We start from the raw sequence: 24,878 nt of genomic DNA, 5'->3' as shown, positions 1-24,878 counted from the left end.
GCCGGGGACTGCGGGACAGCCCTTAGGCTGAGGGGCCGTGGCCCGGAGATTCCGGGTCCGCCGGAAGCCCGACCGAGTGGGTGCCCATGGCCGAACGCCACGACGGTTCCGTACGGTTCTCCCCCGCCCAGCTGGACGCGCTGGACTCCGCGGGGCGCCACCGGCTCTGGCGGAGCGGAGAGGTCCTGATGCGCCAGGGCACGCCGCCCACGGACGTCGTCCTCGTCAGGGAAGGGCTGGCCAAGGTCACCGCGGACTCGTCCAACGGCTATACGAGCGTGCTGGCGCTCCGGGGGCCGGGGGAACTACTCGGCGAACTGTCCTGCGTGGACGACCGGCCGCGCTCCGCGACCGTGACGGCGGTGGGCCGGACAAGCGGCGTCGTGGTCTCCGCCGCGCACTTCCGCCGGCTGCTCGCCGCCGACGGCACGCTGGCCCTGGCCGTTCTGCGCAGCGTGGTCCTGCGGTTGCGGGACTCGGACCGGTTGCGCGCCGAGCACGGCGCCTACCCGGCGGTGGTCAGGGTCGCCCGGGTGCTGCGCGAGTTGGCGGAGCGGCACGGGTCGAAGGCGCCGCGGACGCCGGGCGGCCTCGCGGTCCGGATCACCCAGCAGGAACTTGCGGGCGCCGCCGGGACGTCCCGCGAGACGGTCGTACGGGCACTGCGGCTGCTCCAGGCCGACGGGCTGGTCCTGCTCGGGCGGGGCCTGGTGACCGTGACCGCGTCCACGGAACTGGCGGTCTGGACGGTGCGCTGACCGCGGGCCCGCGGGGCCGCGCCGGTCCGCGTCCGTCCCAACGGCCGTCTCCCGGCCGTCGCGCATCCGTCTGCCGGCCCGGCCGTTCCCGGCCCGGCGGCTACCCGCCGGCGCGCACCGCGCGGGCCAGCCGGGTCGCCGCGGCGGCGCGCGGACCGCTGTCCGGGTGGGCCGGGCGGACCGGGTGGACGGTGTTGGCGAGCAGCACCAGGTAGGTGCCGGTGGCCCGGTCCACCACCAGGCTGGTGCCGGTGAACCCGGTGTGCCCGGCTGCGCCGCTTCCCGCCAGTTCGCCCATGAAGGAGGGCTGGTCGACGGCGAAGCCCAGTCCGTCGAGCAGCGCGTCCACCGACGCGGGCCGGAGGATCCGCACGCCGCCGAGGCTGCCGCCGTCGAGCAGCGCCCGGCACAGCAGCACCAGGTCGTCGCCGGTGGCGAAGAGGCCGGCGTGGCCCGCGACGCCGCCGAGTGCGTGGGCGTTCTCGTCGTGCACGACCCCGCGGAGCATGCCGCGGTCCGCCTTGGCGACCGGCCGGTGCTGGTCCTCGGTGGCCGCGGCGCCGTCGACCGGGCCGAATCCGGTGGCGGTCATGCCCAGGGGGCCGGTGATGCCCTCGCGGACCAGGGCGTCCAGCGGGCGGCCCGCGGTGCGCTCCAGCAGATGTTGGAGGACCAGGTAGTTGAGGTCGGAGTAGCGGCGGCGGCCGGTCCCGCGGGGTTCCTCGGCCCACAGCAGTTCCAGGCCGTGGCCGTCGTGGAACGGCAGTTCGGGGCGGAGCCCCGAGGTGTGGTCGAGCAGGTGGCGCACGGTGATGCCCGCCGTGCCGGTCGCGGAGAACTCCGGAAGGTGGTCGGCCACCGGCCGGTCCGGGGCGAGTGTGCCGGTCTCGAAGCTCTGCACCGCGAGGATCGCGGTGCACAGCTTGGTGAGCGAGGCGAGGTCGAAGGGGGTGTCCGTCCGCATCGGGACCGGTGCGGCGGCGGGCCGCCCCACCGCGTCCCAGGCCACCGCCCGGCCGGTGGCGTGCCGGACGGCGGGGTGCGGGCCGCGTCCGGCCAGCACCACCGCGCCGGCGCACCAGCCTCGGCCGGGCAGCGCGTCCACGCCGTCGACCAGGGCAGCGAGTCCGCCGGTGTCCAGGGCCGCCCGGCGGGCGGCAGCCGGGTTCAGTCCCGCAGGCGCCACGGTCGGCACATCCCGAGGAAGCACGCGATGCCGAGCAGCACGGTGGTGAGCTGCACGACGGCCATCGGCACGGCGGTGTGTTCGCCCGCGATGCCGACCAGCGGCGAGGCGATGGCCCCGACGAGGAACTGCGAGGTGCCCAGCAGCGCGGAGGCCGATCCGGCCGCGCGCGAGGCGCGCATCAGCCCGAGGGAGTTCGCGTTGGGCAGCACCAGCGCCATCGCGGACATCAGGACGAACAGGCCGGAGGCCACCGGGAGCAGCCCGACCTCGCCGAACACCCCGGAGGTGAGCAGCAGCAGGAAGACCGCGGCCAGCGCGATGACGAGCAGGCCCACCGCCATGACCCGGTTGAGCGAGACCCGTCCGACGAGCACCTTGCCGTTGAGCTGTCCGACGGCGACCAGTCCGATGGAGTTGACCATGAACAGCAGGCTGAAGGTCTGCGGCGAGGCGCCGTAGATCTCCTGGACGACGAAGGGCGAGGCGGCCACGTAGGCGAAGAGCGCGGCGAAGGTGAGCGCGCCGACGAGCAGGTAGCCGGTGAAGACCCGGTCCGCGAGGAGTCCGCGCATGGTGCGCAGCGCCACCGGGATGCCGCCACGGTGCCGGTCGGCCGGGGCGAGTGTCTCCGGCAGCAGGCGCAGAGTGATCAACGTGAGCAGCAGACCGATACCGGCGAGGATGAGGAAGACGCCCCGCCAGTCGGTGAAGCGCAGCACCTGGCCGCCGAGGACGGGAGCGAGCACCGGGGCGGCACCGGAGATCAGCATCAGAGTGGAGAAGAACCGCGCCATCGCGAGGCCGTCGAACAGGTCCCGGACCACGGCGCGGGCGATGACGATGCCGGCGGCACCGGCGAGGCCCTGGATCAGCCGGAAGCCGGTGAGGGTGCCGATGGTGGGGGCGAACGCACAGGCCACGCTGGCGAGGACGTAGCAGACCATCCCGGCGAGCAGCGGGCGGCGGCGGCCGAACTGGTCGCTCATCGGCCCGACGATCACCTGTCCGAGTGCCAGACCGAGCAGGCAGGTGGTCAGAGTGAGCTGCACCTGTGCGGCGGAACTGCTCAGCGCGCCCCCGACCTCGGGCAGCGCGGGCAAGTACATGTCCATCGACAGGGCCGGCAGCGCGGTCAGGCTGCCGAGGATGAGCGTGAGCAGCAGCCCGGCGCGCTGCCGGTCGGTGAGCGGTGCGGTCGCCGGAGTCTTGGCGGCCGGCCGGGCGGCGGCGCCGTCCGGGGAGGTCGCGGGGTGGGGGACGGACGCCTTTTCGGCAGCCGGGGAGGACGAACGGACGGGCACCGGTGCGGCGGCCGGGGTGGACGAGCCGGGGTCGGTCATGCACCTCTCCAGGAGATTGTTGACTTCCGGCACATTCTCCCAGGTGCCGCGGCCCCGGCCCACCGATGAAGCGGGATCGTCGGTCACACCCGGGGCACCGGACGCAGTCCGGGGTCGCCCGCCAGGGAGACGAACGAGGCGGCGGTGGCGATCGGCGCATCGGGCACGGTGACCGCGGAGACCGTGCGGTAGTCGGCGCGCAGGCGCTCCTCGTCCAGCGTGAGCAGCAGGTATCCCCGCCGGCCGTCGTAGAAGCGCAGGTGTGCGTTGGCGTCCATCAGCGCCTGCCAGTTGGCCGGACGCTCGGCACCGTCGCCCCCGCTGGAGATCGCGGTGGTGACGAGTTCCACACCGGCGATCCGTCCGTCCGGGGCGTCGAAGTCCCGCGGCAGGTCGAACCCGTAGTGGACGTGGACGTCGCCGGTGAGCACCACGAGGTTGGCGACGCCCGCGGCGTCGGCCCCCGCCAGCAGCCGCTCCCGGGCGGCCGGGTAGCCGTCCCAGGCGTCCATCGACACCGGCCAGGGCCCCTCGACCCGGTTCCGCCGCCGGGCGAGGACCACCTGCTGCGGCACCAGGTTCCACACCGCCTCCGAGCGCTGCCAGCCGTCCAGCAGCCAGCTCTCCTGCTCGGCGCCGGTCATGCTGCGACCGGGGTCCTCCGAGTCCGGGGTGGGCAGTTGCCAGCCGTCGCCGTTCGCCTGGTCGTCGCGGTACTGCCGGGTGTCGAGCACGTCGAGCTGGGCGAGCCGGCCGTAGTGCAGCCGCCGGTACAGGTGCAGGTCCGCGCCGCGAGGTTGCTGCGGACGGCGCAGCGGCATGTTCTCCCAGTACGCGCGGTAGGCGGCGGCCCGGCGGATCAGGAACTCCTCGGGCGGCACCCCGTTCTCCGGGGTGCCGTCGGCGTAGTTGTTCTCCGTCTCGTGGTCGTCCCAGGTGACGATCCAGGGGTGGGCGGCGTGCGCGGCCCGGAGGTCGGGGTCGGTCTTGTACAGGGCGTACCGGAGCCGGTAGTCGTCGAGGGTGACGGTCTCCCGGTCGAAGATGTCCGGCAGCACCCGGTCGGTGTATCTCCGGGCGCCGCCGGCGGAGTCGACCGGATACTCGTAGAGGTAGTCCCCCAGGTGCAGCACCGCGTCGAGGTCCGGCTCGGCGGCCAGGTGCCGGTAGGCCGTCCAGTAGCCCTGGTCGTAGCGCTGGCAGGAGGCGACGCCGAAGCGCAGCGCGTCGACGGCGGCTCCCGCGGCGGGAGCGGTGCGGGTGCGACCGGCCGGGCTGACGCGGCCTCCGGTCCGGAAGCGGTAGTAGTAGTCGGTTCCCGGCCGCAGACCGCGCGGCTCGACGTGCACGGTGTGGTGGAACTCGGGGTGGGCGACCGCGGTGCCGCGGTCGACGATCCGGCGGAAGCCCTCGTCACGGGCGAGTTCCCAGCTCACTGGCACGGGCCGGGGTGGCAGTCCGCCGTCGGGCTCGAAGGGGCGCGGGGCGAGCCGCGTCCACAGCACCACGGAGTCGGGCAGCGGATCACCCGAGGCGACGCCCAGAGTGAAGGGGTCCTCCGTGAAGTGCACGGGATCCAGGGTGGAGGCCGCCTGGGCGGTGGTGGGCAGGTTGGTGGCGAAGGCGAGTGCGACCGCGGCCGCGCCGCCGGTCAGCAGTCGACGGCGGCCCAAGTGCTTCGCGGCCGCACGGAGTTCGGTCTCTGCGCTCCCGGTGTGCGTCATACCGACGAGTGCAGCGGCCGCGAGCGGCGGCCTGTTGGCGCGTACGCGTCATGGAGATGGCGGTCTCGTGGCGCACGCCCCTCGACCGCGACGACCAGGCACCCGGGGCCCGCGCCCTTCACGCTCCCTCAACGAGCGGCACGGCATCACCTGCGGACGGATCGGTGGCGGACAGGGGCCCGGCACCGGAGGCGGAGACGGGCCCGACGCCGTTGGCGGACACGGCGAGCGCCATGACAGCACGGCCGCGGACGGGAACCGGGCAGGCGGTCGGGAGTGTCGGAGCGGTCCCCACCGAGGGGCTCGGGATCGGGCCCCCGCCCTGCTGCACCTGGCGGATCCGCTCCCGCCCGGCCGGGGCGTCCCCGCCGCTCCCGTCCGCGGGACGGTCGGGGCCGGTGGTATGGGCGGCACTCCGGGGTCGCGGGAGGCCGCCGAGCCCCGGGGGAGGTGGCGGAATACCGTGGCAGGGGTCCCGGTTGCGGACGGCATGACGGCTCATCACGGCATCGAGGTCCTGCACTACGCGGCGTTCACCAGCGTCCCCGAGGGCGGCAATCCCGCCGGGGTGGCACTCTGCGCGACCGCCCCCGAGGAGGCGGTCATGCAGGCGGTCGCCGCCGAGGTGGGCCACTCGGAGACCGTCTTCCTCACCCCGCCGCCCGGCGCACCGCCCGGCCCCGGCGCACCGGCCCACGAGCCGGCCGCGGCGGACGGCTCCGCAAGGGCCCACGGGGCCGCAGCGACTCAGGGCTCCGCAGGGGCGGACGGACCCGGCCGGGCCTTCCGGGCGCGGTACTTCAGCCCGCTGGCCGAGGTCCCGTTCTGCGGGCACGCCACGGTCGCCGCCGCCGTCGCCCTCGCCGAACGCTCCGGCCCCGGCACGTTCCGCTTCGCCACCCCGGTCGGCGAGGTGCCGGTGACCGTCGGACCCGATCTGCACGCCACCCTGACCGGGGTGCCGCCCCGGGTCGACCCCGTGGAGGACGGGGATCTGACGGAGGCACTGGACGCGCTCGGCTGGACGCCGGACGAGCTGGACCCCGGCTTCCCGCCCCGAATCGCCTTCGCCGGCGCGCGCCACCTGGTGCTCGCCGCGGCCGGCCGCCAGCGGCTGGCCGCGCTGGACTACGACTTCGAGCGGCTCGCGGCACTGATGCGGCGCACCGACCTGACCACGCTCCAGCTGGTCCACGCCGATCCGGCTCCGGGACCGCACGGCGAGCGGGTCTTCCATGCCCGGAACCCGTTCCCGGTCGGCGGGGTCGTGGAGGACCCGGCCACCGGCGCCGCGGCGCTGGCCTTCGGCGGCTACCTGCGCGCGCTGGGCCTGGCCCCGGACACGAGCACCCTCCTGCTGCGGCAGGGCGAGGACCTGGGGCGGCCCTCGCTGCTCACGGTCCGGATGCGGGAGGGCGAGGACCGGCTCACGGTCTCCGGCGCCGCGTTCCGGATCGGCTGAGTCCGGGACGGCGGCGACGCTGCCGGACGGCCTCCCCGGCCGGGGCCGCAGCAGCATGCCGCACGCAGCCGGAGGACGGTGCCGGCCGGGGACCGACGCACGGACCCGGCCTGTGGGGCCCGGGGACAGGGGCCGGGGCTGCGGGGGCCGGACACACGGCCCCGGGCTGCGGAGCTCGGACCGTGGGGCCCGAACACGCGGGCCTGCGCTGTGGGAGCCGGGCGTGAGGGCCGCGAGGAGCCGGGGTCACTCCTCCGTCGGGTGCCAGGCGGCGGACCACGACTCGGGCGCGTCCACCCAGTGGACCTGCTCGGGGTCGTCGAGGTCGATGTCGGGGAAGACCTCCCGTACCCGGTGCTCGAACTCGTCCCCCGCCAGCGGCTCCCAGCCGAGGCCGCGGAACCACACCAGTCGGTACCCGGAGCCGTCGCCGAATGACCCCACCACAACCGGGTACTCCGGCTCCGGCGGGCGGTTGCTGTCCATGCCTCCAGCCTGCACGAGACGCACGGATCCGCACCCCGGATGCCGCCGAACGGGTGCCCGTCGGGGACGGGCGCCGGGGCGGAACGCGGCCGGGAGCGCGAAGGCGCGGATCAGCCCGGCGGGGGCCGCCGGATCAGGCCGTCGAGCAGGGCGTCGAGCAGGCGCCGATGGTCCGCTGGGTGGCGGCGGCCATGTCGACGGCGTCGGGGTCCAGCAGCCACCGGACCCGGAGGCCGTCCATCACCACGACGATCGCGGCCGCCACCGCCGCCACGTCCCCGCCCCGGGCGGCCTCCGCCGGCAGTTCGTCCGCCCGCCTCCGCGCGGTCCCGCCGCTTCGGCACACCGACGAGCAGCGCCGCCTTCGACGGGAAGCGGTGCGGGGCCCCGGCCCGGGTCAGTGCCGCGGGTTCGGAGATCTCCGCCGGCGAGGCGCTGTGGCAGCCGCGGGCGGCGAAGGTCTCCATCGCGATCCGGAGGATCTGCTCCCGGCGCTGCGCTGCTTACGAAGGCGCCCCGGACTCGGTTCCGGAGAGCCCGTCCGGCCCCTGTTCGCTGCGCCCGGCCGACCGTGGAGGCGGTGGACCGCGGGGAGGCGGTGGACCGCGGGGAGGCCGGGCGCGCCCCTCCTGGCGGACGGCAGCGCGGTCGACGGCTCCAGGAGCCCCGGGCCTTGCGAGCTGGGAACCGTCGGACAACGACTTCCGCTGCGTGCGCAGCGCGTGGGCGAGCATCCTGTCGGTCGGGAATGTCGCCTCCGCCCCTCGCCACCGCACTTCCGCCGCCGGGTCGACGGTCCCGACGGCCGGAGAGCACCCGCGCTGTTCCGCCGGCGGTGAACTCCGGCCGGAGCGTGCCCGTCGATCGCTACGATCCGTCTCATGACGACGATCACCACGCGCACGGTCGAGTACCGTGCCGACGGTCTGACGATGCTCGGGCATCTCGCGCTTCCGGCCGGAACCGGCCGCCGGCCCGCAGTGCTGCTCGGCCCGGAGGGACCGGGGCTCAGCGACGTCGGGCGCCGCCGGGCCGACACCCTCGCCGAACTGGGGTACGTGGCGCTTGCCTTCGACCTCCACGGCGGACGCTACCTGGGCGACCCCGAGGAGATGCTGGCCCGTTGCATGCCGTTGCTCGCCGACCCCGACCGGATGCGGGGCATCGGCCACGCGGCGCTCGATGTCCTGCGCACCGAACCGCGGATCGACCCCGGGCGGATCGCCGCCGTCGGCTACGGTACCGGCGGCGCGATCGCGCTGGAACTCGGGCGCGACGGCGTTGACCTGCGCGCGATCGGAACCGTCAACGGACTGGCCACCGGCCGGCCGGGCGAGGCGGCGCGCATCCGCTGCCCGGTGTGGGCCGGGGTCGGGTCGGAAGATCCGATCATGCCACCCGCGCAACGGGACGCGTTCACTGCCGAGATGCAGGGCGCGGGCGTCGACTGGCGCCTCGTGGTCTACGGCGGTGCCGTGCATGCCTTCCACCACCCGCCGGTCGACCACACCGTGCTCCCCGGCGTCGGACACCACCCGCGGCACGCGCAGCGAGCCTGGCAGGACGTCGTCGGCCTGCTCGCGGAGTGCCTGCCCGTGACGGAGTGATCGGGTTCGGTCCGAACTCGGGCACCCACGGACCAGCGCTGTACGCGAGGGGGGCACCGTTCACCGCACCCCGGCGGAGCACCGGCCGTTGAACCGCTGAGAGGCAGGGAGGGCGGCAGACGAGCCGTGCTGTACGCCGGATTCTGTCTCCGCCGGGCCTCGCGGCCCGGCGGGAGGCGGCCATCCATCTGGGACCGGTGTCGCCACCGACCTCGTGCGGCCTACCCGTGAACTCGGGCGAGCAGCCCTCGGACATCCACGCAGCGTCGTCCGGGGACGGCGCCTCCTGGCCTTGCTCCGGGTGGGGTTTACCGAGCCGCCCGGGTCACCCCGGGCGCTGGTGGTCTCTTACACCACCGTTTCACCCTTACCGGGAGCCTCGCGGCCCCGGCGGTCTGCTTTCTGTGGCACTTTCCCGTGGGTCGCCCCAGGTAGGCGTTACCTACCACCCTGCTCTGCGGAGTCCGGACGTTCCTCGGCGGGGGCGCGGTGCCCCCGACGCGGCCGCCCGCACGACTCGTCTGCCGCCACCAGTCTACGCGGCGCGCGCACCCGCGCCGACCGCGCTGGACAGCCGCCGCGTGCCCGGCCCCGGGCAGTGAGGCGCAGGGTCGCGGGCACGGAGGGGCGCGCTCTGGGTCGTAGGCTTCGGGACGCCGCGGTGACGCGGCCGGCGGACGCCGCGCGGTGCGGCGGACTCCGTGGGAACGCTGCGAAGGAGAGATGTCGTGCTGGTGCTGCTGCCGCCGTCCGAGGGCAAGGCGATCGGCGGATCGGGACCGGCCGCGGACCCGGACGCGCTGTCGCTGCCGGAGCTGGCCCCGCCCCGCCGCCGGGTACTGAGCGGGTTGGTGGACCTGTGCGAGGGCGACGCGAACCAGGTGGAGAAGGCGCGTGCCGTGCTCGGACTGAGCCCGGGCCTGCGTGGCGAGGTGGCGCGGAACGCCGCACTGCGCGACGCTCCGGCCCTGCCCGCGGGCGAGTTGTACACCGGTGTGCTGTACGACGCGCTGGACCTGGCGACCCTGTCCCCGGCGGCACGGGAGCGCGCCCGGTCACGCCTGCTGATCTTCTCCGGACTGTGGGGCGCCGTGGGGGTGGCCGACCGGATCGCTCCGTACCGCTGCGCGGCGGGGGTGAAGCTCCCGGGGCTGGGCGGACTCGGCGCCTTCTGGCGGAGCGCGATGGCCGAGGCGCTGCCCGCGGCAGCGGGTGACGGGCTGGTGCTGGACCTGCGGTCCTCGGCCTACGCGGCGATGTGGAAGCCGAAGGGTGAACTCGCCGACCGGACCGCGACCGTCCAGGTGTGGCAGGTCAAGCAGGTGGACGGAGTGGAACAGCGCTCGGTGGTCAGCCACTTCAACAAGGCGACGAAGGGGCGCCTGGTGCGCTCGCTGCTGGAGGCGGACGCCGACCCGGCCACCCCGCAGGAGCTGTCCCGCACCCTCGCCGAGCTGGGCCACCGGGTGGAGTGCACCCCTCCGGCGAAGGACGGCCGTCCCTGGCAACTGGACGTCCTCGTCACCGAGGTGCACTGAATCCGGCGCACACCGGAGGGTCGTTGCGTGGTGCGCAACGGGCATTTCACAGAGTGCGCGGCCTCGGGCAGTATGGCGGCCATGAACGCCGCCGCAGACTCGACAGGTACCACCCTCCCGCCCGGCACCGCCGTTCCACCGGGTGCCACCGTCCCGCCGCACGGAACGGCATCGCCCGGACCGCAGGAGCCCGGCGGTCTGCTGGATCTCGCACCGGTGATCCCGGTGGTCGTGGTGGAGGACGCGGAGACCGCCGTGCCGCTCGCCCGGGCGCTGGTGGCGGGCGGCCTCCCGGCTATCGAGGTGACGCTGCGGACACCGGCCGCCATCGCGGCGATCCGGGCCGTGGCGGCGGAGGTGCCGCAGGCGGTGGTGGGCGCCGGAACCGTGCTCACGCCCGCCCAGGCGGGCGAGGTCGCGGCGGCGGGCGCCCGGTTCCTGGTGAGCCCCGGCTGCACGGAGCGGCTGCTCGACGCGATGCGGCAGACCGGGTTGCCGTTCCTGCCGGGGGTAGCGACCGCCTCGGAGGCGCTGGCTCTGCTGGAGCACGAGGTGCGGGAGCTGAAGTTCTTCCCCGCCGAGGCCGCCGGGGGCGCCCGCTGCCTGCGTGCGCTGGCCGGGCCGCTTCCGCAGCTCAGGTTCTGCCCCACCGGGGGCATCACCGCCCGGTCCGCGACGGAGTACCTGGCGCTACCCAACGTCGGCTGCGTGGGCGGGAGCTGGATGGTCCCCGCGGACGCGGTGGCCGCCCGCGACTGGCCGCGCGTCCAGCGACTGGCCGCGGAGGCGGCTGCCCTCGGCGGCCGCTCCGGGGCGCCGGACAGGGCACCGGCGTGAGAAGTGCGTCTCCGTGCGTGCGTACGCCGGGCGGATCGCCCGTGGCAGGCGGAGTCGTTCTCCGCCCTGCGCGAGCAGTTCCCAAAGAGCGGATGGCGAGGGGGCGCCTGCCCAGCGCACCCCGGAGGGGCACCCCGCAGCAGGCCGTAGCCGGGCGTGGGGCACGCGGGCCAGAGAGCGGACGGGCGGACGGGCGCGGCGGGCGCGGCGGGTCGTGTTCGGTCAGGGCGCGGACAGGTGCCCGGTGTCGTTGAGGAGGCGCACCGAGGCGTTGCCGTCCCCGTAGCAGGCCACCGCGGAGAGCGAGGCGGCGGACAGCTCCATCCGGAACAGCGACTCCGGCGGAGCCCCGAGGGCGAGCCGGACCAGCGTCTTGATCGGCGACACGTGGGTGACCAGCAGGACCGTGCGGGAGCGGTGAGCGGCCAGCACGGCGTCCCGGGAGCGCGCGACCCGCTGGGCGACCTCGGCGAAGGACTCGCCGCCGGTCGGGGCCGCGTCCGGGGAGTCGAGCCAGGCGGCCAGGTCGTCCGGGTAGCGCTCGCCGACCTCCGCGAAGGTCAGGCCCTCCCAGACGCCGAAGTCGGTCTCCCGGAGGCCCTCGTCGACCCGCACCTCCAGGCCGAGGCGTCCGGCGACCTCCTCGGCCGTCCGGCGGCAGCGGCGGAGCGGCGAGCTGACGATCTCCTGGACGGTCCCCCGGGCGGCGAGCACCTCGGCGACCGCGCGCGCCTGGCGGCGGCCGGTGGCGGAGAGTTCCGGGTCCGTGCCGCCGCTTCCGGAGAAGCGCTTGAGCGGGGTGAGCGCCGTCTCCCCGTGGCGCAGCAGGAGCAGCGTGGTCGGGGTGCCGAGGTCGGCGGACCAGCCGGCGCCGCCGGCCGCCGGAGCCGCCCCGCCGTCCCGGGAGGCCGCCGGGGCCGTTGCCGCCCCGGCGGGCGCCGGGGCGCCCCGGGGTCCACCGTCGGCCCCGGCGGTGGGCCGCAGGCCCTCCCCCGCCGTCACAGCCCCGAGTCGGGGGTGCGGACCAGGATGCGGCGGCAGTTCTCGCAGCGCAGCACCTCGTCCGGGGCCGCCGCGCGCACCTCGTTGACCTCGGTGATGTTCAGCTCCAGCCGACAGCCCTCGCAGCGGCGCTGGAAGAGCTTCGCCGCGCCGACGCCGCCCTGCTGCGCGCGCAGCTTGTCGTACAGCTTGAGCAGATCGGCGGGCACGGCGGCGGCCACGGCAGCGCGCTCCTTCTCCACGGCCTCGGCCTCACCGTCGAGCTCCCCGACGGCGGCGTCCCTGCGGGCGGTCGCCTCCTGCGCCCTGGTCTCCACCGAAGCGACGCGCTCGGTGAGTTCGGCGACCCGGGCAGCGGCGGCCTCGTTCCGCTCCATGACCTCCAGGACGACGTCCTCCAGGGCGCCCTGCCGGCGGGCGAGCGAGGCGATCTCGCTCTGCAGGCTCTCCAGGTCCTTCGGGCTGGTGACCGCACCGGAGTCGAGACGCTCCTGGTCCCGGACGGAGCGCTGCCGGACCTTGTCCACGTCCTGCTCCGCCTTGGTCTGCTCCCGGGCGGTGTCGCTCTCCTCGGTCCGGGCGGCGACCAGCAGGTCGCGGAGCTGGCTGAGATCGCCCTCCAGCGTCTGGATCTCGGCGTGCTCCGGCAGGCTCCGGCGCTTGTGCGCGAGTTGCGAGAGCCGGACGTCCAGGGACTGGACGTCGAGGAGACGGATCTGGTCGGCGGGCTCTGCGTTCAGTTGGGGGCTCCTGAGGGGTCTTGAGAGGAGGATTCCTCGTGCTGCGGACGGTGCCCGGGCCGCGTGCCCGCCGGCGGGGCGGAGGCCGCGTGGGCGGTCCAGGGATCGGTGACGGCGCGGGACACATGGGTGCGCAGTCCCCAGCCGTGCCGCTCGGAGAGCGCGTCGAGCTGGGCGGCCGCCTGCTCGCACCAGGGCCACTCGGTGGCCCAGTGCGCGGCGTCGACCAGCGCGAGCGGGGACTGCTCGCGCGCTTCGGAGACGGGGTGGTGGCGCAGGTCCGCGGTAACGTAGGCGTCGGCACCGGCGGCGCGGACCTGCGCGAAGAGGCCGTCGCCGGAACCGCCGCAGACCGCGACGGTCCGGATCGGCTGCGCGGGGTCACCCGCGGCGCGGACCCCCTGAGCGGTGGCCGGCAGCCGCTCGGCGGCGAGCCGCGCGAAGTCGGCCAGCGGGAGCGGCTCGTCCAGGACGCAGATCCGGCCGAGCCCACGGCGGCCCCGCGGGTCGTCCGGGTCCGGCACCAGCGGACCGGTGACCCGCAGACCGAGCGCTCCGGCGAGGGCGTCGGAGACACCGGGGTCGGCACGGTCGGCGTTGGTGTGCGCGACGTGCAGGGCGATGCCGTTGCGGATCAGGGTGTGCACCGCGCGCCCCTTGGAGGTGCTCGCGGCGACGGTGGTGGTTCCGCGCAGGTAGAGCGGGTGGTGGGTGAGCAGCATCCCGGCGCCGAGCGTGACGGCTTCGTCGACGACCTCCTGCACCGGGTCGACCGCGATCAGTACGCGCTCGACCGGGGCTGCCGGGTCGCCGCACACCGTCCCCACGGCGTCCCACTGCTCGGCCCGGTCCGGGGGCCAGAGGGAGTCGAGAGCGTCGATGACTGCGGAGAGTGCGGGCACGGGGAAAGGCTACCTGCCGCGGGCCACCGGCCGACCGGCCGTACCACAGGGCCTCGCACCGGCGGCGCGGAACGGGCCCCGGCGGGCCCCGCCACCGCGTCGACCCGCTCGAATGTGTGCACGAGTGAACGTTTCCCTGCACAGCCCGGGGGACCGGACCCGAGGAACCCGGACGGCGCCATCCTTACGGGTGAACACGAGGCCGACACGGTGTTCGGGTGCACGTGCGAAAACTAGCGTCGCCCCCGGAGGTGATCGGCGCAATGACGATCTGTGCCACGGAGACGCCCAGCCGGAGCGGCGGGAGAGCGGGCAGCGAGCGGTGCACGGTCTCGGCCGACGGCGGATACGCCGCCCGGCTCACCGCACCGGCCGGCGACGATCGCTGGTATCCGGAGCGCTGGACGCTGGCCGGTCCCGAGCCCTACACCGTCGCCCTGCCGGGGAACCAGCCCGAGGAGCCGGACAGCCAACTGCTGCCGCTGGCCGACGGCCGGGTGCTGATCGTCCGGCGGGCCGACCGGCTGCACCGGCTCTCCCTGCTCTACCCGAGCGGCCCGAGGACCGGTGAGTGTCCGCTCGGAACAGTGGAGAGCGCGTGCCTGACCCTGCTGCCACCCGCCCCGGACGGGCGGTCCGGTTTTGCACTCGCCACCGGCCCTGAGCGCAGCACCGTGTGGCGGGTGGCCGGCGGGGCCCGCGGTCCCGAACCAGTGGCCGAGGTGACCGGGCACTGCTCCGGCGGTGCCTGGCTGGACCGCGAGGGCCGGCTCCTGGCGCTCGACCGCCGGCAGCCGGACGGGCCGACCAAGACGGTCGTGGTCGACCTGGGCCGGGGCGGCGAGGTCTCGCCGCTGCTCCAGCTCACCGAGGACAGCGAGGACCGCCTGCTGCTCGCCGATCCGGACAGCGGTCTGATCCTGGTGCGCTCGGACGCGCCCGGCGAGCAGCGCACCGGCTGGGGGGTGCTCGGCAGCAGCCGCCCGGTGCACTTCCCCTCGGTACTGCACCCGGCCGGTGTGGAACTCACCCCGTTCGCCGTGCAGCCCGCGCAGATGCTCACCCCGGAGGGGTGCCTGGTGGCGTTCCGGGTCGACGGTCCGAACGGCACCTGGGCCGCCGTCTGGCGTCCCGCCCAGCGGGAGCTGCTGCATCTCTCCGCGCCCGCGGGCTGGCTTCCCGGTGTCGGGCTGGTGACGGCGGAGGGCGAGTTGCGGCTGCCGTGCTCCGGTCCGGCCGACCGGTGCGGGATGGCCCGTTTCTCGCCGCCCCGGCTCCAGGACCTCGCCCCGGCCCCGCCCGCGGTGTCCGGCCACACGCCACCGGCCGATGCGGGGCTCGACCCGGTCCCGCCCGGCGTCGGCGGCCCACCGGCCGCGGGCCCCGCCCCGACGTCGGCCCCCGACCCGGCAGCCGGTGCCGGTGCCGCCCCGGCCGCCGCCGCGGCGCCGGTGAACCGGACGGAGGGCGGCGCGCCCGCGGGAGCACCGGCGCGCGACGCGGACGACGGCGGCCACATCGGGGACCGCCCCGGAGACCCGCCACGCGAGCAGGACGACCCGCCCGATCCCTGGCGACCCGTCCCGCTCCAGGAGGCCCCGCTCGCACCCGGTGCGCCGCTCGTCCCCGGCGGCTGAGGCGACCGGCGGCCGGGGGACGAGCGGCGGCCGGAACACCCCGGCGGCCGAGACGCCCGGGCTTCTCAGCCACCGGAGCCGGGCTCCCAGCGGCGGAGGAGGGCCCGGCGGGGTGCGGGAGCGTCTCAGGGGCGCAGGTACGAGGCGCCGTTGAGGTCGAGGACCGTGCCGGAGGCCCACTGCGCCGCCGGAGAGGCAAGCCACAGCACCGCGGCGGCGATCTCGGCGGCCTCGGCGACACGGCCGAACGGACTCTGCGCGCGGATCGCCGCCCCCTCGGCGCCGGCCAGCCGGGGCGCGACCCGCTCGGTGGCGAAGAACCCGGGAGCGACCGTGGCCACCGCGATACCGTGCGGGGCGAGCGCCACCGCCAGCGACTGGCCCAGCGCGTGCACGGCCGCCTTGGTCGCGCCGTAGGCCGGGTGCTCCGGTTCGCCGCGTAGGGCGCCCCGGGAGCCGATGTTGACGATACGGCCGCCGCGACACTGGTCGATCATGCGGTGGGCCGCCTGCCGGCTGACGTGCGCGGTACCGAGGAGGTTGACCGCCGTGTGCTGCTGCCAGGCGGCGACCCACGCGTCGAACCCGGTGGTCACCGGCGGGTGCGGGGTGTTGACCGCGGCGTTGTTGACGAGCACGTCCAGTCCGCCGAGTGTGTCGGCGGCGGTGTCCACCATGCGGGCGGCGCTCCCGGGATCGGCCAGGTCGGCGCCGACGGCGGTGTGGCCCTCGCCGGGGAGCGAGGCCGCGGCCTCCTCGGCCTCGGCCCGCCGGGTGCCGTAGTGCACCGCCACCCGGTCCCCCGACGCGGCGAACTCCTCCGCGAGCACCCGGCCCAGGCCGCGGGCTGCGCCGGTGATCAGTACACGGCGTCCCGTTGCCGGCAGGTCAGTCATCAGCGGTCTCCTCCGTGTGCGGTGCGCCCGGAAGCGCGGCGAGCATCAGCAGGACGGCGCCCAGCAGGATCACCGCGCCCGCCCGGAACGCCAGGGCGTAGCCGGCGGTGAGGTCCTCCGGGGAGGTGCCGCCGGCGATCCGTCCCGCCGCCAGGGTGGACAGCGCCGCCAGTCCCAGTGCGCCGCCCATGGTGCGGGCGGTGTTGATCAGGCCGGAGACCAGGCCGGTGTCGCCGGGCGCCGCACCGGAGACGGCCACGGTGGCCAGCGGGGTGGCCGCCAGGCCGGCGCCGAGCGCCATCAGCAGGCCGGGACCGAGCACGTTGCCGAGGTAGCTGCCGTCGGCCTGCATGGTGCTCTGCCACAGGTAGCCGGTCCCGGCGACCACCGAGCCCAGGACCGCGAGGTTCCGGGCGCCCAGCCCCGGGATGAGCCGTGGGGCGAGCTTGGATCCGGCCACGATGCTGAGCGACTGCGGCACGAACCCGAGTCCGGCCTGGAGCGGGGTGTAGTCCAGGACGTTCTGCATGTAGAGCGACATGAAGTACCACATGCAGAACATCGCGGCGCCGTTGACGAACATGGCGGCGTTCGCCGCGGAGACGGCGCGGGAGCGGAACACCGCCGGGGGCATCAGGGGCGCGGCCGTCCGGGACTCCACGAGCACGAAGAGGGCGAGCAGCAGCAGCCCCCCGCCGAGCGGCCCGAGCGCACCCGGCGCCGTCCAGCCCAGGGACTCGGTCCGCACGATGCCGAAGGCGACCACCCCGAGCCCGGTGGTGACGAGCACGGCACCGGGGGCGTCCAGGCGGCGGCCGGTGCGCGGGCGGCCGCCGATCGTCCACACGGCGGCGGCCAGCAGGACGAGTACGCCGACGGGCACGTTGATCAGCAGCACCCAGCGCCAGGACAGCATGTCGGTGAGCAGGCCGCCGACGAGTCCGCCCGCCGCGCCGCCGCCGGCGCCCACCGCCGTCCAGGTGCCGATCGCCCTGGTGCGGGCGGGCCCGGCCGGGAAGGCGCTGGTGAGGATGGTCAGGGTGGCGGGGGCGAGCACCGCGGCCCCGGTGCCCTGGACGGCGCGGGCGGCGAGCAGTTGCCAGGGTTCCTGGGCCAGCCCTCCCGCCAGGCTGGCCGCGGTGAACAGCGCCAGACCGAGCAGGAATATCCGCTTGTGCCCGAAGAGGTCCGCCGCCCGGCCGCCCAGCAGCATGAATCCGGCGAAGGTGAGGGTGTAGGCGTTCACGACCCACTGGAGGCCCAGTTCGCTGAGCCCGAGGTCGGTCCGCATCGAGGGCAGCGCGACGTTGACCACGGAGACGTCCAGCACGACGAGGAACTGCCCCGCGCAGGCGACGAGCGCCGCCACCCAGGCACGCGGCGGCGCTGCGGGAGCCGTGGCCGAGGGATGCCGGTGGTCGGTGCCGGAGGTGCGTGGTGCCATGCGGTCATGGTCGCACCGGTGCCCCGCCCGGTACTCCGCGGGCACCGGCTGTCCCGGGGCCCGTGTGCGGCCACGGCCTTTGCCGGGCGCAGACGCACGCCCCCGCCGCCACAAGGGGCGACGGGGGCGTGCGGGGGTGCGGGGGTGCGGGGGCGAATCCGGGGGTCAGCCCCGCTGGATGCCGGAGGTGTCCTGGAGGACCCCCCGCCGGCCGTCCTGGGTCTGGGCGATCAGCGCCGGGCCGCGCTGCTCGACTGCGAGGTACCAGGTGCCCGGTGCGAGCTCGGCGACCGGGGTGGGCGCGCCGTCCTCGCCGAACAGCGGACGGGCTACCGGCACGGCGAACCAGAACGGCTGGAAGTTCGGGTCGGCGGCGGCCGGCTGCTGCTGGGGCTGGGGCTGCTGCCCCCCGCCGTAGGACTGCTGCGGAGCGGCCTGGCCGCCCTGCTGCGGGTAGCCGGGCTGCGCCGCGCCGGGGTACCCGTAGCCGGGCTGCGGCTGGCCGGGCTGCGGACCACCGGGGTAGCCGTAACCCGGCTGCGGACCGGCGCCGTGGGGCTGCCGCGCGCCCGGTCGCGGACCGGCGGGGAGCAGCGGGGCCCGCAGCGGCGGCAGCAACGGGGTGGCGATCGCGCCGCCGGCCAGGATCAGCACCGCGATGAAGGCCATGATCTGGCCGGCGCCGACGTCGAAGGCGGCCTTGGCGTCCCCGGTACTGCTGAGCAGGGTCCAGAAGGCGGTCCAGAGGGCGAACACGCTGAGCGCGAGGCCCCACTGGTCGAGCTTGAGCCCCAGGACCTTCCGCTCCTGCGGCAGGAATCGCGACCCCGCGATGAGACCGGCGGCGAAGAACCCGGCCAGGAAGACGGACGGCATGACCGGCCACCAGAAGTTCGACCATCCGTTGCGGCCGTCGGAACCGCCGAACTCCGAACTGGCCGTGTAGAAGTCGAGGAATGAGGCGATGAACAGCAGAACCGCTGCTCCGATCACCACTGCGTCGCCTCGAGTGAGCGAGCGGTTGTTCACATCAGATCCTTAGTCGATCTCGTCGTCATGGGCCGGTCAGCACAGGGGCGACACCATCGTACGGACAACGTCCGCCCCGGCGGGACGAACCCCGGCGCGGGCGGGGCGCCCCCACAGGGCGTCAGGTGCCGTCCTCAGCCGCGAGGAAGTCCGCGATCCCGTCGGCGACCCCCTCGGCCGCCCCGGCCCGCCACTCGGGGTCGGCGAACGCGGCGGCCTCGCCGGAGTTGCGCATGTTCCCGCACTCCAGGAAGACCTTCGGCACTCGGGAAAGGTTCAGTCCGCCGAGGTCGCCGCGCACCACCAGGCCCGACGCGGCCGTCTCCGGGCCGAGGTAGTCGGCGGGTTCGAAGCCGGTGCGGTCGGCGAATCCCTCGGCGAGGTGCTCGCCGAGGCGCCGCGAGCCCTCGACGACGGCCGAGGTGTCCGCCTCCCCGGCGTCCACGGCGGCGGGGAGGATCACGTGGAAGCCGGTGTTGCCGCTGCCGGAGCCGTCCGCGTGCAGGGAGACGACGGCGTCGGCCTCCGCCTCGTTGCCGGCGCGGGCGCGCTCGTCGATGCACGGCCCGAACGGCCGTTCGCCGCGGTGGGTGAGTTCGACGGTGGCACCGAGCGCGGTGAGCACCTTCTCGGTGCGCTCGGCCAGGTCCAGGGTGAACTCCGCCTCCGGGTACCCGTCGTCGCTCGCGGTGCCGGTGGTGTCGCACTCCTTGCGGCCGGTCCCGATGTCCACCTGACGGGCGATCTCCGCGGTGTGGTCGCGGTTGCCGGGGTTGTGGCCCGGATCCAGGACGACGACCCGTCCGGCGAGCGGCCCCCCGTCGCCTCCGTCGCCGTCCTGCCCCTCGCCGTCCTCGGACGGGTCGGCGGTGCGGCCCTTCGCTCGGCCCGGGCCCTGCTCCGGCCCGTCCGCCGGCTCGCGCGCGCCGGGCGCCGGTGTGGTCGGGCCGTCGGCGGAGGAGCCCTCGCCGCCGCGGGCGGCCAGCCACAGCAGGACACCCAGGAGGGCCAGCGGCAGCAGCGCCGCGGCGACCAGGAAGGTCCACCGGCCGGCGGACATGGGAGTGCCCGACGCCACGTCAGCTTCCCTGCCCGATCCGCCGCAGCACCCGCAGCGACCGGGTCGCCGGCTCCTCGGCGAACGCGCCGGAGGCCAGGGCCCGCTGGTGGATCCGATAGGGGGCCCGGCCACCGTCCGCGGGGTCGGGGAAGACGTCGTGGATCACCAGCAGCCCCCCGGTCGCGAGGCGGGGGACCCAGCCCTCGTAGTCCGCGGCGGCGTGCTCGTCGGTGTGGCCGCCGTCGATGAAAACGAGCCCGAACTCGCCCTGCCACAAGGCCGCGGCCTGCGGGGAACGGCCGACGACGGCGATGACGTGCTCCTCCAGACCGGCGGCCGCCAGCGTCCGCCGGAAGGCGGGCAGGGTGTCCGTCCGGCCGACCTCGGGGTCGACGAGGGACGGGTCGTGGTACTCCCAGCCCGGTTGCTGCTCCTCGCTGCCGCGGTGGTGGTCCACCGTCACCACCGTCACGCCCTTCGCGCGGGCGGCGTCGGCAAGCAGCAGGGTGGATCGTCCGCAGTAGGTGCCGATCTCCAGCAGCGGGAGGCCCAGCCCGGCGGCGCCCGCGGCCGCCGCGTGCAGGGCGAGCCCCTCGTCCTGCGGCATGAAGCCCTTCGCGCTCTCGAAGGCGGCGAGGGTGCTCGGCTCGGGTGTCATGGTGCTCATGCTGCCGTACGCGGGCGGGCGCCGGGACCCGGGTCCGTGTTTCCCGTCGGCACGCCTTACCGGTGGGCGTCGGTCAGCCCCGGTCGGCACCCGGGTCGGCCGGGGCCCGGCCGGGTGAGGTGAGGTCGATCAGCCGGCAGGCGGTCCTGACGTCCGCCTCCACCCGGGCGATCGTCGCCCGCCCGGACAGCCAGGTGATCAGTGCCGAGTGCCAGGTGTGCTCGACCACCCGGACCGCCGAGAGCTGCGCGGGGGTGGGCGCGCCGTCCAGGGCCACCGCGTCCAGGATGACGGCCGTGGTGAGCCGGAAGACCCCCTCCACCTCGGCGCCGGCCGACCGGTCGGCGAAGGTCAGCGCACGGACCATGGCCTCGGCCAGCCGCGGCTCGCGCTGCATGGCGCGGAAGGCGCGCATCAGCGTCTCCGCCACCCGCTCGGCCGGTTCCGGCCCGGTGGGCGGATGCGTGTGCAGCGCGGCGTGCATCCGCTGGAGCTGGTCCCCCATGCAGGCGACGAGCAGGTGCACCTTGGACGGGAAGTAGCGGTACAGCGTGCCGAGCGCCACCCCGGACAGCTCCGCCACCTCCCGCATCTGGACCGCGTCGAAGCCGCCGCCGCGGGCCAGTCGGGCGCAGGCGTCCAGAATCCGGCGGCGCCGGGCCTCCTGGCGCTCGGTCAGCCTCGGCGCGGCGGGTGGCCCGGGCGGTGTGGTCATGGGTGGGGGATCGCGTTCCTCGGGGCGGTGGGCACCGGACGGCGGGGCGGCGGGCGGATGACCGCCCACGATACGGCGGCCGTGGCGCGCGTCACCAGGTCCGCCCGGCCGGACTCGGTGACCGACCGGTAGATTCAGGGGGTCCGGAAGGGCCGGACCGAGCCCGAACCTGAAACTTGTTCCACCTTCGCGGAAGCGGTTACGCTCCGCCGAATCCCAGCCCGAAGGGGGCCGCGAGTGACCGCAGAGGCCGTACGGAACACGGTGTCCGGCCCCCCGCGACGCCCCGGCGCCGCCCACGGCCCGCTGCGGATCGCGCTGCTCAGCTACAAGGGCAACCCGTACTGCGGCGGCCAGGGCGTGTACGTCCGGCACCTGTCCCGGGAACTGGCCCGGCTCGGACACCGGGTCGAGGTGATCGGCGCCCAGCCCTACCCCGTGGTGGACGAGGGGGTCACGCTCACCGAGCTGCCGAGCCTGGACCTCTACCGGAGCCCCGACCCGTTCCGCACGCCGCGTCCCGACGAGTACCGCGACTGGATCGACGCGCTCGAAGTCGCGTCCATGTGGACCGCGGGCTTCCCCGAACCGCTGACCTTCTCGCTCCGCGCGCGCCGCCATCTGCGCGCCCGGCGCGGCGCGTTCGACATCGTCCACGACAACCAGACCCTCGGCTACGGCCTGCTCGGCGACCTGGGCGCCCCGCTCGTGACCACCGTCCACCATCCGATCACCGTGGACCGGGCGCTGGACCTGGCCGCGGCGCCGAACGTGCGCAAGCGGCTGTCCGTCCGGCGCTGGTACGGCTTCACACGGATGCAGAAGCGGGTCGCGCGCCGGCTGCCCTCGGTGCTCACCGTCTCCGGCAGCTCCGGCCAGGAGATCGTGGACCACCTCGGAGTGGACGAGAAACGGGTGCGGGTGGTGCACATCGGCGCCGACGCGCGAATCTTCGCGCCCCACCCGGAGGTTCCCGAGGTGCCGGGCCGGATCGTCACCACGGCCAGTGCCGACGTCCCGCTCAAGGGACTCGTCCATCTGGTGGAGGCGCTGGCGAAGCTGCGGACCGAGCATCCGCAGGCGCACCTCGTCGTGGTCGGCAAGCGCGCCGACGACGGCCCCGTCGCCGCCGCGATCGAGCGCTTCGGACTGACCGGCGCCGTGGAGTTCGTCAAGGGCATCACCGACGAGGAACTGGCCGCCCTGGTGTGCGGGGCCCAGGCGGCGTGCGTGCCCTCGCTCTACGAGGGCTTCTCGCTGCCCGCGGCCGAGGCGATGGCCACCGGGACCCCCCTGGTGGCCACCACCGGCGGAGCGATCCCCGAGGTCGCGGGGCCCGACGGGCAGACCTGCCTCGCCGTCCCGCCGGGTGACGCCGGTGCGCTCGCCACCGCGCTCGGGCGGCTGCTCGGCGACCCCGCGCTCCGGCGCGACCTGGGCGCCCGCGGCCGCGAACGGGTGCTGCGCCGGTTCACCTGGGAGCAGGCCGCCCGCGGCACGGCGGAGCTCTACCGGGAGGCGATCAGCCGCGATCGGGCCGGCGTCTGACGCTCCCCGCTCCACCACCGCCCGCCCCCGCAACCCGTATCCGACCTCCCACCCGCACCTGCCCACCCGTCCCGCACTCCGTCGTCCGCACGCACCTCCCCCGTGCCCGTCCGCCGATCCGCGTGCCCGTCCGTCCCCCGCACACCCGCCACGAAAGCAGAGTCCCCGTGCTGACCGTCGACTTCTCCCGGTTCCCGCTCGCCGCCGGCGATCGCGTCCTCGATCTCGGCTGCGGCGCCGGGCGCCACGCATTCGCGTGCTACCGGCGCGGCGCCCGGGTGGTGGCACTCGACCGCAACCGCGAGGAGATCGCGGAGGTGGCCCGCTGGTTCGCCGCGATGGAGGAGGCGGGCGAGGCCCCCGCGGGCGCCACCGCCACCGCCGTGGAGGGCGACGCGCTGGCGCTGCCGTTCCCGGACGACAGCTTCGACGTCGTCATCATCTCCGAGGTCATGGAGCACATCCCCGACGACAGGGGGGTGCTGGCCGAGATGGTGCGGGTGCTGCGGCCCGGCGGCCGGATCGCGGTGACCGTGCCGCGCTACGGCCCGGAGAAGATCTGCTGGGCGCTCTCCGACGCCTACCACGAGGTCGAGGGCGGCCACATCCGCATCTACCGCGCCGACCAACTGCTCCGGCGCATGCGGGAGGCGGGCTTGCGCCCCTACGGCACCCACCACGCCCACGGCCTGCACGCGCCGTACTGGTGGCTGAAGTGCGCCTTCGGCGTGGAACGGGACGGCGACGAGGCGGCGCTGCCGGTACGCGCCTACCACCGGCTGCTCGTCTGGGACATCATGAGGAAGCCACTGGCGACCCGGCTCGCCGAGCGGGCGCTCGACCCGTTGATCGGCAAGAGCTTCGTGGCGTACGCGACCAAGCCGCACCACCCCAAGGTGACGCTGTGACGAGCCCCGAGCGCACCGACCGGCTCACCCTGCCCGGCGTCCTCACGACGGAGCAGGCAGCCCTGACCGTCGCCGGTATCGCCGCCGTCCAGCGCCCGGACGGCGCGATCCCCTGGTTCCGCGGCCACCACCTCGACCCGTGGGACCACGTCGAGGCAGCGATGGCGCTGGACACCGCGGGCGAGCACGAGCGGGCGGAGGCCGCCTACCGCTGGCTCGCCGAGCACCAGCTCCCGGACGGCACCTGGTACGCCGCCTACCGCGACGGGGACGCCGCCGAACCGACCGACCGCAGCCGGGAGACCAACTTCTGCGCGTACGTCGCGGTCGGCATCTGGCACCACTACCTCGCGACGGGGGACGACAACTTCCTCGACCGGATGTGGCCGATGGTGGCGGCGGCCACCGCCTTCGTCCTGGAACTCCAGCAGCCGGGCGGCCAGATCGGCTGGAAGCGCGAGCCGGACGGCACCCCCGTGACGGACGCCCTGCTCACCGGCTGCTCCTCGATCCACCAGTCGCTGCGCTGCGCGCTGGCCGTGGCCGAGCACCGCGAGGAGCCGCAACCGGACTGGGAGCTGGCGGCCGGCTGGCTGGGCCACGCGCTGCGGCAGCACCCCGAGCGCTTCCTGGACAAGTCCCGCTACTCGATGGACTGGTACTACCCGATCCTGGGCGGCGCGGTCACGGGCACGGCGGCGAAGCAGCGGATCGACGCGGGCTGGGACACCTTCGTCGTACCGGAGGTCGGCGTCCGGTGCGTCGCCCCCAACCCCTGGGTGACCGGCGGGGAGAGCGCCGAACTCGCCCTGGCGCTGTGGGTGGCGGGCGAGTCGGACAAGGCGCTGGACATCCTGCGCTGGATCCAGCACCTGCGGGCCGGCAACGGCATGTACTGGACCGGGCGGAACTTCGCCGACGGCAAGGTGTGGCCGGAGGAGCAGACCGCCTGGACGGCGGGCTCGGTGCTGCTGGCGGTCGCCGCGCTCGGCGGCGACGAGGCCACCGTCCAGGTCTTCAGCGGCGAGCGCCTCCCCCACGGCCTCGAACCCGACTGCTGCTGACCGACCTCCTGCCGCATCGCCCCCGGCGCACGGGGCCGCCGCCGCGGAGCGTCGCACGCCGGGGGCGTGGCGGTCGCCACGTCGCGGGGCAAACGACCCGCTGTGTCCGGTTTTCCGCCCCAGGGGTCCGCGTTAGAGTGTGCGACGCAGTTCCCGCCTTCGCCCGGGGGAAGCCGGTGCGAATCCGGCGCTGACCCGCAACCGTGAGCGGCGTCCGCAGGCCGAGTGCCGTGCGGCCCGCGAGCCGGAGCGCCCGTGCGAGGGCACGTCCCCGCCTGCGGGGACCAAGGCTCCCGGCAGCCGCCGCGCCCCTCGGGACGCGTCC

At 75.3% G+C, this 24,878-nt stretch carries 23 protein-coding genes, 1 other RNA gene, 1 pseudogene and 1 riboswitch; of the genes and pseudogenes, 9 read left to right on the top strand and 16 right to left on the bottom strand.

The genetic code is table 11. From position 1 onward, the window contains the following. Nucleotides 1-86 precede the first annotated feature (86 nt). The gene (locus tag H300_RS24240) at nucleotides 87-758 is read left to right on the top strand and encodes a Crp/Fnr family transcriptional regulator (RefSeq protein WP_051269227.1); all 672 of its coding nucleotides are present in this window, start codon (nucleotides 87-89) and stop codon (nucleotides 756-758) included. Nucleotides 759-858: 100 nt separating this feature from the next. Here H300_RS24240 and H300_RS0100180 read toward each other — a convergent pair whose 3' ends face one another. The 3 genes from H300_RS0100180 to H300_RS0100170 form a co-directional block, all read right to left on the bottom strand. After that, the gene (locus tag H300_RS0100180; RefSeq protein ID WP_486583411.1) at nucleotides 859-1,953 is read right to left on the bottom strand and encodes a serine hydrolase domain-containing protein; all 1,095 of its coding nucleotides are present in this window, start codon (nucleotides 1,951-1,953) and stop codon (nucleotides 859-861) included. Beyond that, a complete protein-coding gene (locus H300_RS0100175; protein ID WP_028425772.1) occupies nucleotides 1,926-3,287 on the bottom strand; it encodes a multidrug effflux MFS transporter in 1,362 nt (453 codons plus the stop codon). Before H300_RS0100175 ends, H300_RS0100180 begins: the two co-directional genes overlap by 28 nt. 83 nt (nucleotides 3,288-3,370) lie before the next feature. Beyond that, nucleotides 3,371-5,011: an alkaline phosphatase D family protein gene (locus tag H300_RS0100170; protein ID WP_028425771.1), complete on the bottom strand. Its 1,641-nt coding sequence runs from the start codon at nucleotides 5,009-5,011 to the stop codon at nucleotides 3,371-3,373. Nucleotides 5,012-5,501: 490 nt separating this feature from the next. Here H300_RS0100170 and H300_RS0100165 point away from each other — a divergent pair, with 490 nt between their 5' ends. After that, entirely contained in the window at nucleotides 5,502-6,473 is a 972-nt protein-coding gene (locus H300_RS0100165) for a PhzF family phenazine biosynthesis protein (protein WP_028425770.1), read from the top strand. Between the two features lie 246 nt (nucleotides 6,474-6,719). On the opposite strand, the gene H300_RS0100160 is transcribed toward H300_RS0100165, so the two are convergent. From H300_RS0100160 to H300_RS32015, 3 genes and pseudogenes are all read right to left on the bottom strand, one after another. Next, a complete protein-coding gene (locus H300_RS0100160) occupies nucleotides 6,720-6,959 on the bottom strand; it encodes a hypothetical protein (protein ID WP_028425769.1) in 240 nt (79 codons plus the stop codon). Between the two features lie 133 nt (nucleotides 6,960-7,092). After that, the gene (locus H300_RS32020) at nucleotides 7,093-7,305 is read right to left on the bottom strand and encodes a TetR family transcriptional regulator C-terminal domain-containing protein (RefSeq protein WP_028425768.1); all 213 of its coding nucleotides are present in this window, start codon (nucleotides 7,303-7,305) and stop codon (nucleotides 7,093-7,095) included. A 61-nt stretch (nucleotides 7,306-7,366) separates the two neighbouring features. After that, nucleotides 7,367-7,426 (bottom strand): annotated as a pseudogene (locus tag H300_RS32015) (hypothetical protein); the annotation flags it as partial. Nucleotides 7,427-7,840: 414 nt separating this feature from the next. Between H300_RS32015 and H300_RS0100150 the strand changes: the two are divergent. Continuing rightward, nucleotides 7,841-8,566: a dienelactone hydrolase family protein gene (locus H300_RS0100150; protein WP_028425767.1), complete on the top strand. Its 726-nt coding sequence runs from the start codon at nucleotides 7,841-7,843 to the stop codon at nucleotides 8,564-8,566. 116 nt (nucleotides 8,567-8,682) lie between these two features. Here H300_RS0100150 and rnpB read toward each other — a convergent pair. Next, an RNA gene (rnpB, locus tag H300_RS29075) (RNase P RNA component class A) lies at nucleotides 8,683-9,086 on the bottom strand. 208 nt (nucleotides 9,087-9,294) lie between these two features. Between rnpB and yaaA the strand changes: the two genes are divergently transcribed. Together yaaA and eda are read left to right on the top strand one after the other, a co-directional pair. After that, entirely contained in the window at nucleotides 9,295-10,104 is an 810-nt protein-coding gene (yaaA, locus tag H300_RS0100145) for a peroxide stress protein YaaA (RefSeq protein WP_028425766.1), read from the top strand. Nucleotides 10,105-10,185: 81 nt separating this feature from the next. Then, nucleotides 10,186-10,941, top strand: a complete 756-nt coding sequence (eda, locus tag H300_RS0100140; RefSeq protein WP_078515640.1) for a bifunctional 4-hydroxy-2-oxoglutarate aldolase/2-dehydro-3-deoxy-phosphogluconate aldolase — start codon at nucleotides 10,186-10,188, stop codon at nucleotides 10,939-10,941. A gap of 222 nt (nucleotides 10,942-11,163) precedes the next feature. Here the strand turns inward: eda and H300_RS24230 are convergent, their stop codons facing one another. From H300_RS24230 to H300_RS24225, 3 genes are read right to left on the bottom strand one after another with little or no spacing between them, the layout of a single operon-like run. Then, nucleotides 11,164-11,943 carry a histidine phosphatase family protein gene (locus H300_RS24230; RefSeq protein ID WP_486583410.1) on the bottom strand — a complete coding sequence of 260 codons (780 nt, stop codon included), beginning with the start codon at nucleotides 11,941-11,943 and terminating at the stop codon, nucleotides 11,164-11,166. Further along, nucleotides 11,940-12,683, bottom strand: a complete 744-nt coding sequence (locus H300_RS0100130; protein WP_028425764.1) for a CT398-like coiled coil hairpin domain-containing protein — start codon at nucleotides 12,681-12,683, stop codon at nucleotides 11,940-11,942. The genes H300_RS24230 and H300_RS0100130 overlap by 4 nt, the downstream gene beginning before the upstream one ends. Then, complete coding sequence (locus H300_RS24225; RefSeq protein ID WP_078515596.1) at nucleotides 12,680-13,585, bottom strand: Nif3-like dinuclear metal center hexameric protein; 906 nt, start codon at nucleotides 13,583-13,585, stop codon at nucleotides 12,680-12,682. The genes H300_RS0100130 and H300_RS24225 overlap by 4 nt, the downstream gene beginning before the upstream one ends. A 263-nt stretch (nucleotides 13,586-13,848) precedes the next feature. On the opposite strand from H300_RS24225, the gene H300_RS24220 reads away from it, so the two are divergent. Continuing rightward, a complete protein-coding gene (locus H300_RS24220) occupies nucleotides 13,849-15,222 on the top strand; it encodes a hypothetical protein (RefSeq protein ID WP_051269225.1) in 1,374 nt (457 codons plus the stop codon). A 125-nt stretch (nucleotides 15,223-15,347) separates the two neighbouring features. Here the strand turns inward: H300_RS24220 and H300_RS0100115 are convergent, their stop codons facing one another. From H300_RS0100115 to H300_RS24210, 6 genes are all read right to left on the bottom strand, one after another. Beyond that, a complete protein-coding gene (locus H300_RS0100115) occupies nucleotides 15,348-16,118 on the bottom strand; it encodes an SDR family oxidoreductase (RefSeq protein WP_037978776.1) in 771 nt (256 codons plus the stop codon). Further along, on the bottom strand, nucleotides 16,111-17,562 hold the full coding sequence (locus tag H300_RS24215; RefSeq protein ID WP_051269223.1) for an MFS transporter: 1,452 nt from the start codon (nucleotides 17,560-17,562) through the stop codon (nucleotides 16,111-16,113). Before H300_RS24215 ends, H300_RS0100115 begins: the two co-directional genes overlap by 8 nt. A gap of 165 nt (nucleotides 17,563-17,727) precedes the next feature. Continuing rightward, nucleotides 17,728-18,591, bottom strand: a complete 864-nt coding sequence (locus tag H300_RS0100105; protein WP_028425762.1) for a DUF5336 domain-containing protein — start codon at nucleotides 18,589-18,591, stop codon at nucleotides 17,728-17,730. Nucleotides 18,592-18,712: 121 nt separating this feature from the next. Then, nucleotides 18,713-19,627, bottom strand: a complete 915-nt coding sequence (locus tag H300_RS0100100) for an N-acetylmuramoyl-L-alanine amidase (RefSeq protein WP_028425761.1) — start codon at nucleotides 19,625-19,627, stop codon at nucleotides 18,713-18,715. Between the two features lie 43 nt (nucleotides 19,628-19,670). Further along, nucleotides 19,671-20,318, bottom strand: a complete 648-nt coding sequence (locus H300_RS0100095; RefSeq protein WP_028425760.1) for a class I SAM-dependent methyltransferase — start codon at nucleotides 20,316-20,318, stop codon at nucleotides 19,671-19,673. A gap of 73 nt (nucleotides 20,319-20,391) precedes the next feature. Then, nucleotides 20,392-21,033: a TetR family transcriptional regulator gene (locus H300_RS24210; protein WP_037978774.1), complete on the bottom strand. Its 642-nt coding sequence runs from the start codon at nucleotides 21,031-21,033 to the stop codon at nucleotides 20,392-20,394. 237 nt (nucleotides 21,034-21,270) lie between these two features. Here H300_RS24210 and H300_RS0100085 point away from each other — a divergent pair, with 237 nt between their 5' ends. The 3 genes from H300_RS0100085 to H300_RS0100075 all read left to right on the top strand — a co-directional run bounded on the left by H300_RS0100085 (nucleotide 21,271) and on the right by H300_RS0100075 (nucleotide 24,553). Further along, nucleotides 21,271-22,581: a glycosyltransferase family 4 protein gene (locus H300_RS0100085; RefSeq protein WP_028425759.1), complete on the top strand. Its 1,311-nt coding sequence runs from the start codon at nucleotides 21,271-21,273 to the stop codon at nucleotides 22,579-22,581. A 167-nt stretch (nucleotides 22,582-22,748) separates the two neighbouring features. Next, complete coding sequence (locus tag H300_RS0100080; RefSeq protein WP_028425758.1) at nucleotides 22,749-23,489, top strand: class I SAM-dependent methyltransferase; 741 nt, start codon at nucleotides 22,749-22,751, stop codon at nucleotides 23,487-23,489. Next, the gene (locus tag H300_RS0100075; protein WP_028425757.1) at nucleotides 23,486-24,553 is read left to right on the top strand and encodes a prenyltransferase; all 1,068 of its coding nucleotides are present in this window, start codon (nucleotides 23,486-23,488) and stop codon (nucleotides 24,551-24,553) included. Before H300_RS0100080 ends, H300_RS0100075 begins: the two co-directional genes overlap by 4 nt. Before the next feature lie 169 nt (nucleotides 24,554-24,722). After that, nucleotides 24,723-24,804: riboswitch (cobalamin riboswitch) on the top strand. Nucleotides 24,805-24,878 lie beyond the last annotated feature (74 nt).

Source organism: Streptomyces sp. TAA040 (genome assembly GCF_000424845.1).
Note: the sequence above shows the minus strand (reverse complement) of the source record. Positions and strands in the feature narration are given on the sequence as shown.

Bases quoted from the DNA above. Each gene is read 5' to 3' on its own strand.
- H300_RS24240 (WP_051269227.1), top strand. From the start codon at position 87: ATGGCCGAACGCCACGACGGTTCCGTACGGTTCTCCCCCGCCCAGCTG.
- H300_RS0100175 (WP_028425772.1), bottom strand. From the start codon at position 3,287: ATGACCGACCCCGGCTCGTCCACCCCGGCCGCCGCACCGGTGCCCGTC.
- H300_RS0100170 (WP_028425771.1), bottom strand. From the start codon at position 5,011: ATGACGCACACCGGGAGCGCAGAGACCGAACTCCGTGCGGCCGCGAAG.
- H300_RS0100165 (WP_028425770.1), top strand. From the start codon at position 5,502: ATGACGGCTCATCACGGCATCGAGGTCCTGCACTACGCGGCGTTCACC.
- H300_RS0100160 (WP_028425769.1), bottom strand. From the start codon at position 6,959: ATGGACAGCAACCGCCCGCCGGAGCCGGAGTACCCGGTTGTGGTGGGG.
- H300_RS0100150 (WP_028425767.1), top strand. From the start codon at position 7,841: ATGACGACGATCACCACGCGCACGGTCGAGTACCGTGCCGACGGTCTG.
- eda (WP_078515640.1), top strand. From the start codon at position 10,186: ATGAACGCCGCCGCAGACTCGACAGGTACCACCCTCCCGCCCGGCACC.
- H300_RS24220 (WP_051269225.1), top strand. From the start codon at position 13,849: ATGACGATCTGTGCCACGGAGACGCCCAGCCGGAGCGGCGGGAGAGCG.
- H300_RS0100115 (WP_037978776.1), bottom strand. From the start codon at position 16,118: ATGACTGACCTGCCGGCAACGGGACGCCGTGTACTGATCACCGGCGCA.
- H300_RS24215 (WP_051269223.1), bottom strand. From the start codon at position 17,562: ATGGCACCACGCACCTCCGGCACCGACCACCGGCATCCCTCGGCCACG.
- H300_RS0100095 (WP_028425760.1), bottom strand. From the start codon at position 20,318: ATGAGCACCATGACACCCGAGCCGAGCACCCTCGCCGCCTTCGAGAGC.
- H300_RS24210 (WP_037978774.1), bottom strand. From the start codon at position 21,033: ATGACCACACCGCCCGGGCCACCCGCCGCGCCGAGGCTGACCGAGCGC.